Origin of the sequence: Streptomyces sp. XM4193 (assembly GCF_023072595.1) — a bacterium.
GTDB lineage: Bacteria > Actinomycetota > Actinomycetes > Streptomycetales > Streptomycetaceae > Streptomyces.
This window is the reverse complement of sequence record NZ_JALLGK010000007.1, coordinates 30,038-44,380: the sequence shown is the minus strand read 5'-3', so window position 1 is coordinate 44,380 and position 14,343 is coordinate 30,038. Positions and strand designations below refer to the sequence as shown.

Genomic DNA, 14,343 nt, shown 5'->3' with positions numbered 1-14,343 from the left:
ACCGCGCAGCCGTCGTGGGAACGAGCTGTTCGGGATGGGCGGGAACGGCCTACGGGGGGCGTTCGGAACCCGGTGCGCCGGGCGGCCGGATCAGTCCCCGTAGGCGTCGAAGTTCCGGGAGAACTCCCGGTCGTTGAACTCGTCCCAGTTGATCGACCAGGACATCAGGCCGCGCATGTCCGGCCAGGTGCCGTGCGGCTCGTAGCCGCCGCAGTCGGTGCCCTTGGTGAGGCAGTCCAGGGTCCGGGTGACCTCGGTGGGGGAGATGTGGCCGTTGCCGGCGTTGGTGGAGGCCGGCAGGCCGATGGCGACCTGGTCGGGCCGCAGCGGCTCGAAGATCGCGTCCTCGTTGCCCGCGACCGGGAAGCCGGCGAGCAGCATGTCGGTCATGGCGATCGGGAACTCGGCCGTGCCCATGGTGTGCTGCTTGCCGTCCAGCCCCATGATCGGGCCGGAGTTGTAGTTCTGGACGTGCAGCAGCGTGAGCCGGTCGCGCAGCGCGTGGATCACCGGCAGGTACGCTCCGGCGCGCGCGTCCTGGCCGCCCCATTCGCCGGAGCCGTAGAACTGGTAGCCAAGCTGCACGAAGAAGGTCTCGGGCGCCATGGTGAGCACGAAGTCGTCGCCGTACTTCTCCGCCAGCGTCTCCACGGCGGAGATCAGGTTGACGATGACCGGGCTGGTGGGGTTCTTGAAGTCGGTGTCGCCCTCGTCCAGTGCGAGCGAGTTGCCCTCGAAGTCGATGTCCAGGCCGTCGAGTCCGTAGGTGTCGATGATCGAGCCGACCGAGTCGACGAAGGCGTCGCGCGCGGCCTCGGTCTCCAGCCGCACCTGGCCGTTGGCGCCGCCGATCGAGATCAGCACCTTCTTGCCGGCGGCCTGCTTGGCCTCGATGGCGGACTTGAACTCGTCCTCGCTCTCCACCTCCGGGCACTCGGTCTGCGGGCACAGCTCGAAGCGGATGTCGCCGGAGGTCGGTGAAGTGGGCTCGCCGAAGGAGAGGTTGACGATGTCCCAGGAGTCGGGCACGTCTGCCATGCGGGTGTAGCCCGAGCCGTTGGCGAAGCTGGAGTGCAGATAGCCGGCGAGCGCGCGCTCGGGCAGCTCTGCCGTGCTTCCCGCCGTCTTCGCCGCGGCGGCGGGTGCCGATTCGGCGGCCTGGGAGGTCTGGCCCATGGCGGCCAGGCCACCGCCCGCGAGCGCTGCCGCGAGCAGTGCGGCGCCGAGCCGTCGACGTGGCCGGAAGGCGACTCCGGGCGCGCTGCGGAAACTGCTCCATCGACTCACGGCTACCTCCGGGTCACGGGTGCGACGGTCACCGGTGAATTTGGTCCAGACCAATCAAACTGTCAAGGCTTCGCGCACGCTTCGACGCCCGAACACCCCCGTGGACGCTCCGTGTTCGCCCGCCTTCACCGGTGCGCCCCCTCCCGGCGGCAGGCGGCAGGCGGCAGGCGGCAGGCGGCGGGCGGCATCCAGGCGTCCGCAGTCGCGCACACCGCCCGGGTCGGTGAGCGGCGGTCGGGCACCCGGCGTCTCAAACCGCCCCGGGGGCGGGGGAGTCGAGCACCAGCAGCGCAGTCGCCAGCGCGGTGTCGGACAGCCGGGTGCCCCAGTTGTCCTGCGCCGCCTGCGAGGCGCGGGCGGCCAGGCAGCCCGACGGGTACGGGCGGCCGGCCGCGTCCGCGCGGTGCTCCAGCAGGTCCGCGGTGCGCACGGCGTCGAGCTGGTCGGTGGTGCGTATCTCCTCCGACGGCTGCGCCCGCCCCGTCGCCTCGCGGTCCAACGCGTCGTAGAAGCGGTCGAGACGGAAGGCGGTCCGCCGCCACCAGTCGCCGGATCTGCGGTGGGACTCCACCAGGGCCACCGCCGCGGGGACGAGCAGCGCCAGAGGGACCGCCTCCCCGTCCCTCCTGCGGTGGTTGCCGCCGGCGTCCAGGAGCACGCACGAGCAGAGCCAGGCGTAACGGGTCAGCGGTTCGCACGAACCGCTGTGCGGGTCGTGCCGCACGTCCAGCGGATCGCCGGCGTCCTCGAAGGGCACGAACGCCTCCTCTGCGTCCGGCGACCCGCTCGCGAGCCGGTCGAAGCGGTCCTGCAGCGCCCGGACCTCCTGCTCCCCGGTTCTCACCGTCCGGGGCCGCACCCCCGCCACCACCAGACCGGCCAGCACCGCGCGGCGGACGGGCTCCGCCTCGGTGCCCGCTTCGGCCGGGAAGGCGGCATCGACGGGCCCGAACACCTCGGCCGGCCGCACCGATCCCGACCGTCGTGCCTCCTCGGCGGTTTCCAGCACATGCCGTGCCCACGGCAGCGCAGCTCCGGCAGCGGCCCGGTCGACGCCGTCCCGGTTCCCGGGTCTGCGGGTGGAGCGGCGAGCCGGTGGCGGCTGCTCGACGCCGACGGCGGTCGACCACGCGCGCCTCGCCACCTCCACCGCCTCCTCGATCTGCCGCTCGTCGGAAAGCATTCGGGCCAGAAACTCCCGCAGCCGCGCTCCTACGTCCCTCTCCCGGCCCGGGAATTTCCAGACGCCGTCGTCCCGGACGGGCAGGTCGCCCTCGTGCGGCAGCAGGGACTGTGCGAGCAGGCCGAGCGCGGCTCCCGCCGCCACGAGCTGTGCCTCGCGCGGCTCCTCGGCGAGCGCCCGTGCCCACTCCCGGCCCCGGAGCACGGTGCGGGACTCGCCGCGCGGCATCCGCCTGGAGCCGTCCTGCCGCGTGCCGCCGGTCGGGAAGCACACCCCGACGCTCTCGAAGAGCGCCCCGGGATCGCGCTGCGGCCAGGCGCGGTGCCGGGCGACCAGCCAGTCGGCGAGTGTGACCGCCGCTCCGTCGATCAGGTCGATCGGCCAGTCGACCCATACGTCCCGGAACGAGCCGGGCCGCACCCCTGCGGCGAACAGACAGAGCAGCTCGCGGCGGTGGTCGCGCTCGTCCCCGTCCGCGCTGATCACGGAGGTGATCTCGCTCGGCCCCTCGGTGAGGAGGGCGAACACGGTGCGCGCGGTGCCGGCGAGTACCGCCTCGTTGCTGGCTGACATGGTCGGAAGCTAGCAGTGAGCTCTGACAACGGGGCTCCGCCCGCGGCGGGCGGAGCGCGGCCGCGGGTCGGGCGGCGCCATCCGCACGGCACGGCCGGTCCGGAAGGGTGAAGCTCGTCTCAACACTCGGGTCCGCCTTGTTTGTGCAACAAGTTGCAGAGAGGATTCCTGGCGGAGACGCGCATCCGCCGCAGGCGCCGCGCGGAACCACCCGTGGACGCGAACCCCACCCCGGAAGGCGAAGTCATGGCGGATTCCCTGCTGTTCAACCCGCGCACCTACGACCCCGCGCACTTCGACCAGGAGACCCGCAGGCTGCTGCGCGCCACCGTCGACTGGTTCGAGTCCCGCGGCAAGCGCAGGCTCATCGAGGACTACCGCACCCGCGCCTGGCTCGAGGACTTCCTCGCCTTCTCCGCCGAGGAGGGCCTCTTCGCCACCTTCCTCACCCCCGAGGCCGCCGCCGACGGCGCCCCGGACAAGCGGTGGGACACCGCCCGCATCGCCGCGCTCAACGAGATCTTCGGCTTCTACGGCCTCGACTACTGGTACGCCTGGCAGGTCACCATCCTGGGACTGGGCCCGGTCTGGCAGAGCGAGAACGCCGAGGCCCGCGCCCGCGCCGCCGAACTCCTCGAACAGGGCGAGGTGTTCGCCTTCGGTCTCTCCGAGAAGGACCACGGCGCCGACATCTACTCCACCGACATGCTTTTGGAGCCCGACGGGAACGGCGGCTTCCGGGCGAGCGGCTCCAAGTACTACATCGGCAACGGCAACGCCGCCGGACTCGTCTCCGTCTTCGGCCGCCGCACCGACATCGAGGGCCCCGACGGCTACGTCTTCTTCGCCGCCGACAGCCGCCACGACGCGTACCACCTCGTCAAGAACGTCGTCGACTCCTCCAAGTACGTCAGCGAGTTCCGACTGGAGCAGTATCCGGTCACCGCCGCCGACGTCCTGCACACCGGCCGCGAGGCGTTCGACGCCGCGCTGAACACGGTCAACGTCGGCAAGTTCAACCTGTGCACCGCCTCCATCGGCATCTGCGAGCACGCGATGTACGAGGCCGTCACCCACGCCCACAACCGTGTGCTCTACGGCCGCCCGGTCACCGCCTTCCCGCACGTACGAAGGGAGTTGACCGACGCCTACGTGCGCCTGGTCGGGATGAAGCTCTTCAGCGACCGCGCCGTCGACTACTTCCGCACCGCCGGCCCCGAGGACCGCCGCTACCTCCTGTTCAACCCGATGACCAAGATGAAGGTCACCACCGAGGGCGAGAAGGTCATCGACCTCATGTGGGACGTCATCGCCGCCAAGGGCTTCGAGAAGGACACCTACTTCGCGCAGGCGTCCGCCGAGATCAGGGGCCTGCCCAAGCTGGAGGGCACCGTCCACGTCAACCTCGCGCTGATCCTGAAGTTCATGGCCAACCACCTCCTCGCCCCGGCCGAGTACCCCGAGGTGGCGACCCGGCTGGACGCCGCGGACGACACCTTCCTCTTCCGCCAGGGCCCGGCCCGCGGCCTCGGCTCGGTGCGCTTCCACGACTGGCGCACGGCCTTCCAGGGCTACCGCGAGCTGCCCAACGTCGCCCGCTTCCGCGAACAGGCCGACGCGCTCTGCGAGTTCGTCACCACCGCCGCACCCGACAAGGAGCAGAGCCGCGACCTGGACCTGCTGCTCGCCGTCGGCCAGCTCTTCGCGCTCGTGGTGCACGCCCAGCTCATCCTGGAACAGGCCCGGCTGACCGACTGCGACAACGACGTCCTCGACGAGCTCTTCGCCGTGCTCGTACGAGACTTCTCCGCCCACTGCGTGGAGCTGTACGGCAAGGACTCGGCCACCCAGAAGCAGCAGCAGTGGGCCCTCGCCGCGCTCCGCCGTCCCGTCGTCGACGAGGCCCGCACCGACCGGGTCTGGCAGCGCGTGGAGGACCTCTCCGGCGCCTACGAGATGGCCCCCTGACCCTCCCCGGGCCCCGAACACCCCGCGGACCCGCCGCTGTTCTGCGTCCGAGTCCCCATCCCCACCGACACGGACCGCGTACACCCCGGGGCGTCCCGCAGCACACGGGCCGGCCGCCGACCCGCCCGACCGCGGGCCGGCGGCCGGCCCGGCCGATGACGTTCTCCGAGGTGGCACGCAGCGAGCCCGGCGGGGATCCTGGTCGCAGGCTCTAGTCTTGGCCCATGCGCGCCCTCATTGTCGAGAACGACGACAAGGTCGCCCGTGCGCTGAGCCGGACGCTTCGGGCCGAGGGCTTCGAGATCGAACGGGCCGGCACCGTACGCGACGCCGTGGAGGCGATCGCCCGGTCGGAGTTCGACGTCGCACTGGTCGACCTCGGACTGGACGACGGCGACGGCGTCGACGTCATCCGCGCCCTGCGCGAGAAGGCGTCCACCGGCGTACTGGCGGTGACGGCCCGCGGCGAGGAGGCCGACCGGGTGCGCGGGCTGCGCGCCGGCGCCGACGACTACTTGGTCAAACCGTTCGGCGTCGCCGAGTTGCTCGCCCGCATCGAAGCCGTCACCCGCCGGCTGCGCGTGGTGCGCAGCGTGCCGCAGACGCACGGGGTGATCGACCACGGCGGCCTGGTGATCGACCGGGACCGCCACGAGGTCCACCTCCACGGCGAACTGCTGCGGCTGACCCGCAAGGAGTTCGACGTCTTCGTGATGCTCGCCCGCAGCGTCGGCTCGGTCGTCGAACGCGACCACATCCTGGATCAGGTGTGGCACTCCACCTTCGAGGGAAGCAGCCGCTCGCTCGACACCCATATGACCTCGCTGCGGGCCAAACTCGGCGACGCGGCCAGAATCTCCACCGTCCGCGGCATCGGCTACCGGCTGGAGCCCGTCGAGAAGCCGGACAGGTAGCCGCCCGGTGCGCCGCCGTATCGTCGTCGCCCTGCTGCCGGTCCTGGTCCTGCTGGTGGCCGGGGTCGGACTGTCCTACGCCGTGGTGGTCGGTGAGCGCTCCACCCAGCAGGTTTTCATCGACCGCAGCGGTGACGCGGTGCGCTTCGCGACGCTCGCCGAGGCCGCCATCACCTCCGGCGACTCCTCCCGGCTGGACGCCGAACTCGACGCCTACGAGGAGCTGTACGGCTCCCCGGTGTGGGTGATCGGGCTGGACGGCAGCCTCGTCCACGACCCCGGCCGGCCGGTGCCCGCCGACGAGAGGATCGACCAGAAGATCCAACGTGCCTTCGCGGGCAGCCGCGCGGTGGAGACCAACGTGGTGTGGCCCTGGACCCGCGCACCGCTGCGGGTGGTCGAACCGGTCGGCCGCGACTCGCAGGTGACCGCCGTCGTCGTCATCGAGGCCCCCACCGACGGGCTGCGGGAGACGACCGTGCGGCAGTGGACGGTCGGTGCCGCGATGCTGCTGGTCCCGGTCGGTGCGCTGCTGGCCGGACTGTGGCCGCTGACCAGGTGGATCCTGCGGCCCGTGCGCGACCTCGAACGCATCGCCGCCGACGTGCGCGGCGGCGATCTGAACGCACGGGCCGCCGTCGAGCACGGACCGTCCGAACTGCGCGGTCTGGCCTCCTCGTTCAACGCGATGGTCGACACCGTCCAGCGCTCGCTGGAGCGGCAGCGCGCGTTCGTCGCCGACGCGGCGCACCAGCTGCGCAACCCGCTGGCCAGCCTGCGACTCTCGGTGGAGAACCTCCGTCCCTGGCTGCACGAGCGCGAGGCACGCGAGGCGGGGGAGGAGGCGGTCTCCGAAGTCGTCGAGATGGGCGAGATGTTCGAGGCGATGCTCGCCGCCACCGCGGTGGCCAGCGAGGAGCGCGTGCGCGACAGCGAGGCGTGGACGCTCCGACAGGTCTTCGCGGCCGGCCGCCCGCACTGGGAACAGGCGACCTCCGACGCCGGACTGGCCCTGCACGTCGTCGAACCCGATCTGGAGCTGGTGCTGCGCCAACCGCCGGGCGGGCTGGTCGCGGTGCTCAACGAGCTCGTCGACAACGCCGCCCGGCTCTCCGACGCCACCACCGTCACCGTCACCTGGTCCGTGGACCACGGCGAACGCGAACGCGAGACCAGGAGCCGGGCGGGCAGGACCGGAACCCTCGGCGACGGCAGCGGCACGGTGACCGTCGCCGACGACGGCCGCGGTCTCTCGGAGAGCGAACGCCGTGCCGCCCGCGGCAGGTTCTGGCGCGCCCAGCACCACCAGAACACCCCCGGCACCGGGTTGGGCCTGGCGATCATCCACGACGTCGTGGAGGACGTCGGCGGCACCGTGCGCCTGGAGGCCAACACACCGACCGGTCTGCGCGTACTCGTGCGTCTCCCGCTCGTCTCCGAGCCAGCGGGCGCCCAACCCCCGCCGCCGTAGCGCCGCCTCACCTGCGCCACGGCCGAGCACGACCGGAGCGTGGGGCGACAAGGGCGGGTGCACAGCGCCCCGTTGACGGCTGTGCACCGGCACTTGCGCTTCGGCGGCGGGCGGCCGGTCAGCGCACCAGCAGGTCGATCACGCCCGTCAGATCCTCCTCGCCGTCGCCCTCGGCCAGACGGCGTCGCATCAGCTCGAAGTAGGGGGTGAGCAGTTCCGGACTGACTCCCTGCTGCTGGGCGGTGTTCAGGAACGTCGGTGTGCCGGCCACCTGCATGGCGAGGTTGGAGACGACGCCATTGGTGTAGTCGCCGCTGCGCAGCTGTTCGGCGGTCTGGTGAACCGCCGGGGCCATCGCGACGAGCCAGTCGGCGAGCAGCGGGGCGAGCGCCGCGGGGTCGATGGCCTCCCTGCGGATCAGGGCGAAAGCGTGCGCGGCACCGGCGAACATCCCGTACATGGCGCTGAGCAGGGCCACGTCGTGCAGGGCCGCGAAGCCCGCGTCCTCACCGACGTAGGCAGTGCCCACCGGGACCGCCAGGGTCTCCCGGTGCCGCTCGAACAGCTGCTGCGAGCCGCTGTAGAAGACGTATCCGCCTGCTTCGGGGACGCCGACCATCGGAGGGACGGCCATGATCCCGCCGTCCAGGTACTGGGCACCGCGATCCCGGGCCCACTCCGCGCGTGCGCTGGCCTGGGCCGGAGTGCTCGTGGTCAGGTTGACCAGGTCCTTGCCGGCCAGGTCGACACCGGACAGCACCTCGTCGACCGAGGTGTCGTCCAACAGGCAGACGACGATCAGGGTGTTCGCCGCGACCGCCTCGGCGGCGGTGTCCGCGAGTCCTGCGCCGTCGGCGGCGAGCGCCGCGGCACGGGCCGGGGTGCGGTTCCAGACGGTGAGCGGGTTTCCGGCGGCAAGCCAGGTGCGAGCCATCGCGGTGCCCATCGCCCCGAGGCCCAGCAGCGTGACGGGATTCTTCTCCGCAGAGTTCTTTTCCATACCGATCAGGCTGGTCACAGGACCGGTGATGATCAAGTACGCACTTGACAGTGGGTGGTTACCCCGGGGTGAGCGTGCACGTCGGACGGGTGCGGCACGAGTACGCAGAACCGGTCGGGCGCACCGGGGGAGGGACCGCACGTCGGCTCCGCGGCGGACAGCGAGTTGCTGCCGCCGGAACCGCGGCCGTGACCATCACCGGGGCCCGACTCCCGCAACACGCGCTACGGCTTCTGCGAACGGAACCAGTCGGCGGACCCCGGGTGCAGCGCGATCGGCGCGGTCGCCGCCGCCGTGCGCGGGTTGATCTGGTGCGCCTCCGGGCGCGTACGGGCCAGGGTGTCGGCCTCCTCGACCGTCGCCCGCGCGAGCACCCGCGCCACGTCGGCGGGGAAGTCCCGGGACATCGCGATGAGCGTCGGCACCGCGACCGTGCTGGTGGTCCGCACACCGGGATAGACGGTGCTGGAGATCGTCACCGGCAGGTACTCGCCCGGGTGCGCCTTCTGCAACGTCCGCGTCTCGGCGGCCAGATCGATGAAGCGGATCGGCGGCGCGTACTCCAGCAGCCAGCTGATGGCCGGGGTGGGCATCGCGGTCAGCGACATGACCGCGTCCACCTCGCCGTCCACCAGCGCCTGGGCGGCCTCCTGCTGGCCGAGGTCGCGCGAGGCGACCTCCACTCCCGCCGCCTCCAGCAGCCGGGTGCCGGTGAAGCGGGTGCCCGAGCCGGGCAGCCCCAGCGCCACCGGACGGCCGCGCAGATCCGTCAACGAGCGGATGCCGCTGCCGCGCAGACTCACCAGATGCACCACCGAGTCGAAGATCCGCAGCAGCGCCGCGACTTCCTCGTGCCGACGCAGGATGTCGACGTTGGAGAAGATCAGATCCACCTCGCCGGCGCGCAGCATCCGGCTGTTGTCCACACCGGCCTCGGTGAACAGCGTCTCCACCACGGGGCCGTTCAGCGCCTTGTTCCAGACCCGGGCAAGTGCGGCGCCGGACTCGCGGTAGGTCGCGCCCGCCGGGCCGGTGGCGAGCGTGAGGCGGGAGACGTCCAGGTCGGGCTGCCGGTCACAGGCGGCGGCCAGCGCCGCTCCCAGGGCGGCGAGCACAACCGTGCGTCTGGTGGGTCGTGACGAGCGGGCCAATGTCAGATCAACCTCAAGATTTACCCGGATTCGTTGCCGCGACGCACCCTCAACCCTCAACGTGCTGTGATCTCGACCATAACAGTCACAGGGATGGGACGCCCATGACGCAGGAGACAGCAGCGGACACTGCGGCTGCACCAAAGAAGAAGCGGATATACCAGCACCTGTACTTCTGGGTGTTGCTCGGCATCAGCGTCGGTATCGCCATCGGTCTCCTGGCGCCCGGCGTCGGGGCCGAGATGAAGTGGTTGGCCGACCTCTTCATCAAGCTCGTCAAGGTCGTGATCGCGCCGACCATCTTCGCCACCGTGGTGGTGGGCATCGCCGGAATGGGCAACCTCGCCAAGGCCGGCGGACTCGCTCTGCGCACAGTGCTCTACTTCAACATCACCACCGTCTTCGCCCTCGCCATCGGCCTGGTCGTCGTCAACGTGATCCAGCCCGGCAGCGGACTGGGCTACGACATCGCCAAGTTCGACACCTCTGCGGCCGACGACACCATCAAGTCCGCGGGCGAGACCGACCAGGGCGGCCTCACCGGATTCGTCCTCGACCTGGTGCCCGAGTCGTTCGCCAGCGCCTTCGTCGACGGCAAGCTCCTCCAGGTGCTGCTGCTGGCGATCCTGGTGGCCTGTGCCATCACCATGATCGGTCGCAAGGCCGAGCCGGTGGTCCGCGCCCTGGACACCTTCGCGAAGATCATGTTCGGTGTGATCAAGCTCGTGATGTGGGTCGCCCCGCTCGGCGCCATGGGCGGAATCGCCTTCACCATCGGTGAGCACGGCAGCTCCATCCTCGGCTCGCTCGCCTCCTTCATGCTCTCCTTCTGGCTGACCTGCCTGCTGTTCATCTTCCTGGTGCTCGGTCCGATCTGTTACGCGGCCGGCTTCAACCTCCTGAAGTACATCCGCTACATCAAGGACGAACTGCTCATCGTCCTCGGCACCTCCTCCTCCGAGACGGTGCTGCCGCGGATGATCGGAAAGATGGAGGCGGCGGGAACGCCCAAGCACGTCGTCGGCATGACGATCCCGACCGGGTACTCCTTCAACCTGGACGGCACCGCCATCTACATGTCGATGGGTGCGCTCTTCATCGCGCAGGCCTTCGGCATCGACGTACCGATCGCCACCCAGATCGGTCTGCTGCTGTTCATGCTGATCTCCTCCAACGGCGCCGCGGGCGTCTCCGGGGCCGGACTGGTCACGCTGGCGGCCTCGCTGACCGCCTTCGACTCGGTCATCCCGGTGGCGGGCATCGCGCTGATCGTCGGCATCGACCGCTTCATGAGCGAGGGCCGCGCGCTGACCAACCTCACCGGCAACGGGCTGGGAACCCTGGTCATCGCCCGCTGGACCGGCGACCTGGACCGCGAACGACTCAGCTACGTGCTCGACAACCCCACGACGGTGGACGTCGACGAGTGGATGAAGGAGGAGTCCGCGCCGTCCCTGGAGAAGGGCGAGAACTCCGCGACCGGCGAGAGCGAGTCGACCGACGCCCGGCGTTCGGACGCCGAGCCGGTGGTCGCCGCCGCCGCGGCCGGCGAGTCGAACTCCGGCGACGGTCCGGCCGGCACCTCCCGCTGACGGCTCGCGCGTCCCGTCGGTCATCGGCCGACGTCCGCCGCACCGCCATCAGCGTCCCACCCCAGCGCCCGCGTCGAGCACACCGCTCGGCGCGGGCGCCCGGCGCCCGGCCCCGGGAATCTCCGTGCGCGGCCTCGGGCGACGCGAGCCCCGGCCGCCGCGTCCGAGGGAGGACGACACCCGTCGGCGGCGCGCTCCCGCGGCGCCGTGTGGCGGACCGGGCCAAGCAGCCGCGCGGGCCGACGACTTCGTGCATCAGCACCTCCACAACCCCACAGGCGCGTCACAATATGAACATGGTTGATGACTGGAGGCGACAGTCGGGCCCCGTGCGGACGAATCCGACCCGCGGCGGCGTCCGGGCCGAGCTCGTCGTCGAGACAGAACCCCCCACCCACCCCCGACTCGCGGTGCGCGGACCGGTCTTCGGCCTCGCCGTGCTCGACCCGGCAGCCGGCCCGCACTGGCGGCTGGAGACCCCGGTGATGGACGGGACACCGCAACAGTCCAGGGACGCGCTCAACTCCCTGCTCTGGTTCCGCGCCCGGGACGACGCCCGCGACCCCGCCGTGCGCCGCGAACTCCTGGCCGCCGTGGCCGTACTGGAGCACCAGCCCGTCAACGAGCTCGAAGTGCTGGGCTGCCGCTACCGCGTGGTGCGGGCCGACGAGTGGGCCCGCTTCGGCCCCGACGGGCTGGAGCCGCCACGGCCCACCGACCGCGAACCGGACGATCCCTCCTGGGAGGATCGGCGCGACACCCTCTCCGCCGACCCCGGCTTCACACTGCGTCCCGACGCCGCAGACAGCGCGTCGCACGCACACGCCACCCGCCTGGGGCTGCGCGTCTTCGCCTACACCGGTTCGCGCTTCCCCGCCGAGGTGCGCCGCCACTCCGAGCAGGCGGTCACGACCCACCCCGACATCGCGCAGCTCCCCGTCGGCTTCGGGGTGATCGAACGCGAGGAGAGCGGCTGGAGTCCGCACGGCCCGCTGATGCCCACGCCCCACGACGCCAGACGGCTGCTGTACGGGATGATGGCGCGCACCTGGCCCCTCATCCACGGTTTCGACGAGCAGCGCGCGGCCCGCTACGGGCGAGCGGCGCAGAGCTTCCGCGAGGCCGGAACCGCCAACGAGCTGACGGTCGAGGGCAGACTGCTGCGGCTGTGCCGCATCGAGCGCATGGTGCGCTGCGGGCCCGACGGTCCCGAACCGCCGCGCCCCAGCGACCACGAGATGCAGGAGCCGATGAAGATGCACCCCGGGCCCGACGAGTCCGGAGCCCTCCTGACCGGGGAGTGACCCTCGGGGGGACAAAGGGCTGTCTCCCGGCGCTCCGGCTGGTTAGCCTCTGCCGTACTCACCCCGAGTGCCGGCCCCGCGGGTGCGGGGCGGGCCGCGTACGTGCGAGGCAGGGAGACAGCGTGAGCACACGCCCGAGCCAGGAAGCCGGCCCCACCACGACCCCGCTGCGGGAACACACCATCGGCGCGGACCTCCTGGCGACCGTAGGCGCGCACGGAACACGCGACGCGCTCGTCGAGCGCGCCACCGGCCGCCGCTGGACCTACCGCGAGTTCCTCACGGAGGTCGACGCCGTGGCGCTCGGCCTGTGGGCGGACGGCGTGCGCCCCGGCGACCGGGTGGCGGTCTGGGCGCCCAACTGCGCCGAGTGGGTCTTCGCCCAGTACGCCTGCGCCCGCCTCGGCGCCGTACTGGTCACCGTCAACCCCGCCTACCGCACCCACGAACTCGTCCATGTGCTGCGGCAGTCCGGGACGCGCACCGTGATCGCGACGCCCGCCTTCAAGACCTCCGACTACGCGGCGATGCTCGCGCAGGCGGCGCCCAAGTGCCCCGACCTGCTCGACGTCGTCCTCATCGGTGAGGAGTCCTGGGAGACGCTGCTGGAGTCCGGCCGCTCCACCGACCCCGCCGTACTGGCCGACATCGGCCGGCAGCTGCACCCGGACGACCCCGTCAACATCCAGTACACCTCCGGCACCACGGGGTTCCCCAAGGGCGCCACCCTCTCCCACCGCAACATCCTCAACAACGGTTTCTTCGTGGGGGAGTTGCTGCACTACACCGAACGCGACCGGATCGCCGTCCCGGTGCCCTTCTACCACTGCTTCGGCATGGTCATGGGAAACCTGGCCGCCACCTCCCACGGTGCGGCGCTGGTGATCCCGGCCCCCGCCTTCGACCCGGCGGCGACCCTCGCCGCGGTCGCCGCCGAGCGCTGCACCTCTCTTTACGGCGTACCGACGATGTTCATCGCCATGCTCGCCGCGCCCGACTTCGACGACCACGATCTGAGCAGCCTGCGGACAGGCATCATGGCGGGCTCCACCTGCCCAGTGGAGACCATGCGACAGGTCATCTCCCGCATGGGAGTCGAGGAGATCTCCATCTGCTACGGCATGACCGAGACCTCGCCCGTCTCCATGCAGACCCGCACCGACGACAGCCTGGAACGCCGGGTGGCCACCGTCGGCCGGCCCGGCCCGCACATCGAGGTCCGGATCGTCGACCCGGAGACCGGCGCGGTGGTGCCGCGAGGAGTGCCCGGCGAGTTCTGCACCCGCGGCTACTCGGTGATGCTCGGCTACTGGGACCAGCCCGGGATGACCGCGGAGGCCGTCGACGCGGACGGCTGGATGCACACCGGCGACCTGGCGGTGATGGACGACGACGGGTACGCGAGCATCACCGGCCGCATCAAGGACATGGTGATCAGGGGCGGCGAGAACCTCTACCCCCGTGAGATCGAGGAGTTCCTGATCACCCACCCCGACGTCGTCGACGCCCAGGTCGTCGGAGTGCCGGACGAGAAGTACGGCGAGGAGCTGATGGCCTGGCTGCGGATGCGCGAGGGCGCACCGCCACTGAACAGTGAGGCGGTGCGCGCCTTCTGCGACGGAAGCCTCGCCCGGCACAAGATCCCCAGGTACGTGCACCTGGTCGAGGACTTCCCGATGACCGTCACCGGCAAGGTGCGCAAGGTGGAGATGCGGGCGGAGGCGGTCCGGCTGCTGGGTCTGCGCCCGCCGCCCGCCTGACAGGCCCGCGACCGCCGCGACCGCCGCAGCCGCGACCGTCTCGCAGCCGTCGCCCGTCCCGTGCCCGTGCACCCCGCCCGCCCGCTGCGCGCGCACGGCGGTCACCTGGCGGCACGCCCCGGCAGTGTTCTGCGGACGTT

At 71.3% G+C, this 14,343-nt stretch carries 10 protein-coding genes; 6 read left to right on the top strand and 4 right to left on the bottom strand.

What is annotated here, in order from left to right; genetic code table 11:
• Nucleotides 1–90: 90 nt before the first annotated feature.
• Nucleotides 91–1,287, bottom strand: a complete 1,197-nt coding sequence (locus MTQ01_RS18655; RefSeq protein ID WP_247491775.1) for a chitinase — start codon at nucleotides 1,285–1,287, stop codon at nucleotides 91–93.
• A 250-nt stretch (nucleotides 1,288–1,537) separates the two neighbouring features.
• A complete protein-coding gene (locus tag MTQ01_RS18650; RefSeq protein WP_247491774.1) occupies nucleotides 1,538–3,043 on the bottom strand; it encodes a hypothetical protein in 1,506 nt (501 codons plus the stop codon).
• A 246-nt stretch (nucleotides 3,044–3,289) separates the two neighbouring features.
• On the opposite strand from MTQ01_RS18650, the gene MTQ01_RS18645 reads away from it, so the two are divergent.
• The 3 genes from MTQ01_RS18645 to MTQ01_RS18635 all read left to right on the top strand — a co-directional run bounded on the left by MTQ01_RS18645 (nucleotide 3,290) and on the right by MTQ01_RS18635 (nucleotide 7,396).
• The gene (locus MTQ01_RS18645; RefSeq protein ID WP_247491773.1) at nucleotides 3,290–5,011 is read left to right on the top strand and encodes an acyl-CoA dehydrogenase family protein; all 1,722 of its coding nucleotides are present in this window, start codon (nucleotides 3,290–3,292) and stop codon (nucleotides 5,009–5,011) included.
• Nucleotides 5,012–5,235: 224 nt separating this feature from the next.
• Nucleotides 5,236–5,925 carry a response regulator transcription factor gene (locus tag MTQ01_RS18640; RefSeq protein ID WP_247491772.1) on the top strand — a complete coding sequence of 230 codons (690 nt, stop codon included), beginning with the start codon at nucleotides 5,236–5,238 and terminating at the stop codon, nucleotides 5,923–5,925.
• A 7-nt stretch (nucleotides 5,926–5,932) separates the two neighbouring features.
• Nucleotides 5,933–7,396, top strand: coding sequence for a HAMP domain-containing sensor histidine kinase (locus tag MTQ01_RS18635; RefSeq protein WP_247491771.1), 1,464 nt, complete (start codon nucleotides 5,933–5,935; stop codon nucleotides 7,394–7,396).
• A 118-nt stretch (nucleotides 7,397–7,514) separates the two neighbouring features.
• Here MTQ01_RS18635 and MTQ01_RS18630 read toward each other — a convergent pair whose 3' ends face one another.
• Both MTQ01_RS18630 and MTQ01_RS18625 read right to left on the bottom strand, forming a co-directional pair.
• On the bottom strand, nucleotides 7,515–8,396 hold the full coding sequence (locus MTQ01_RS18630) for an NAD(P)-dependent oxidoreductase (RefSeq protein ID WP_247491770.1): 882 nt from the start codon (nucleotides 8,394–8,396) through the stop codon (nucleotides 7,515–7,517).
• 224 nt (nucleotides 8,397–8,620) lie between these two features.
• Nucleotides 8,621–9,511 carry a TAXI family TRAP transporter solute-binding subunit gene (locus tag MTQ01_RS18625; RefSeq protein WP_247491769.1) on the bottom strand — a complete coding sequence of 297 codons (891 nt, stop codon included), beginning with the start codon at nucleotides 9,509–9,511 and terminating at the stop codon, nucleotides 8,621–8,623.
• Nucleotides 9,512–9,651: 140 nt separating this feature from the next.
• Between MTQ01_RS18625 and dctA the strand changes: the two genes are divergently transcribed.
• The 3 genes from dctA to MTQ01_RS18610 all read left to right on the top strand — a co-directional run bounded on the left by dctA (nucleotide 9,652) and on the right by MTQ01_RS18610 (nucleotide 14,203).
• Nucleotides 9,652–11,139, top strand: a complete 1,488-nt coding sequence (dctA, locus tag MTQ01_RS18620) for a C4-dicarboxylate transporter DctA (RefSeq protein ID WP_247491768.1) — start codon at nucleotides 9,652–9,654, stop codon at nucleotides 11,137–11,139.
• Between the two features lie 296 nt (nucleotides 11,140–11,435).
• Complete coding sequence (locus MTQ01_RS18615; protein WP_247491767.1) at nucleotides 11,436–12,443, top strand: DUF5954 family protein; 1,008 nt, start codon at nucleotides 11,436–11,438, stop codon at nucleotides 12,441–12,443.
• A gap of 122 nt (nucleotides 12,444–12,565) precedes the next feature.
• Entirely contained in the window at nucleotides 12,566–14,203 is a 1,638-nt protein-coding gene (locus MTQ01_RS18610; protein ID WP_247491766.1) for an AMP-binding protein, read from the top strand.
• The last annotated feature ends 140 nt before the right edge of the window (nucleotides 14,204–14,343 follow it).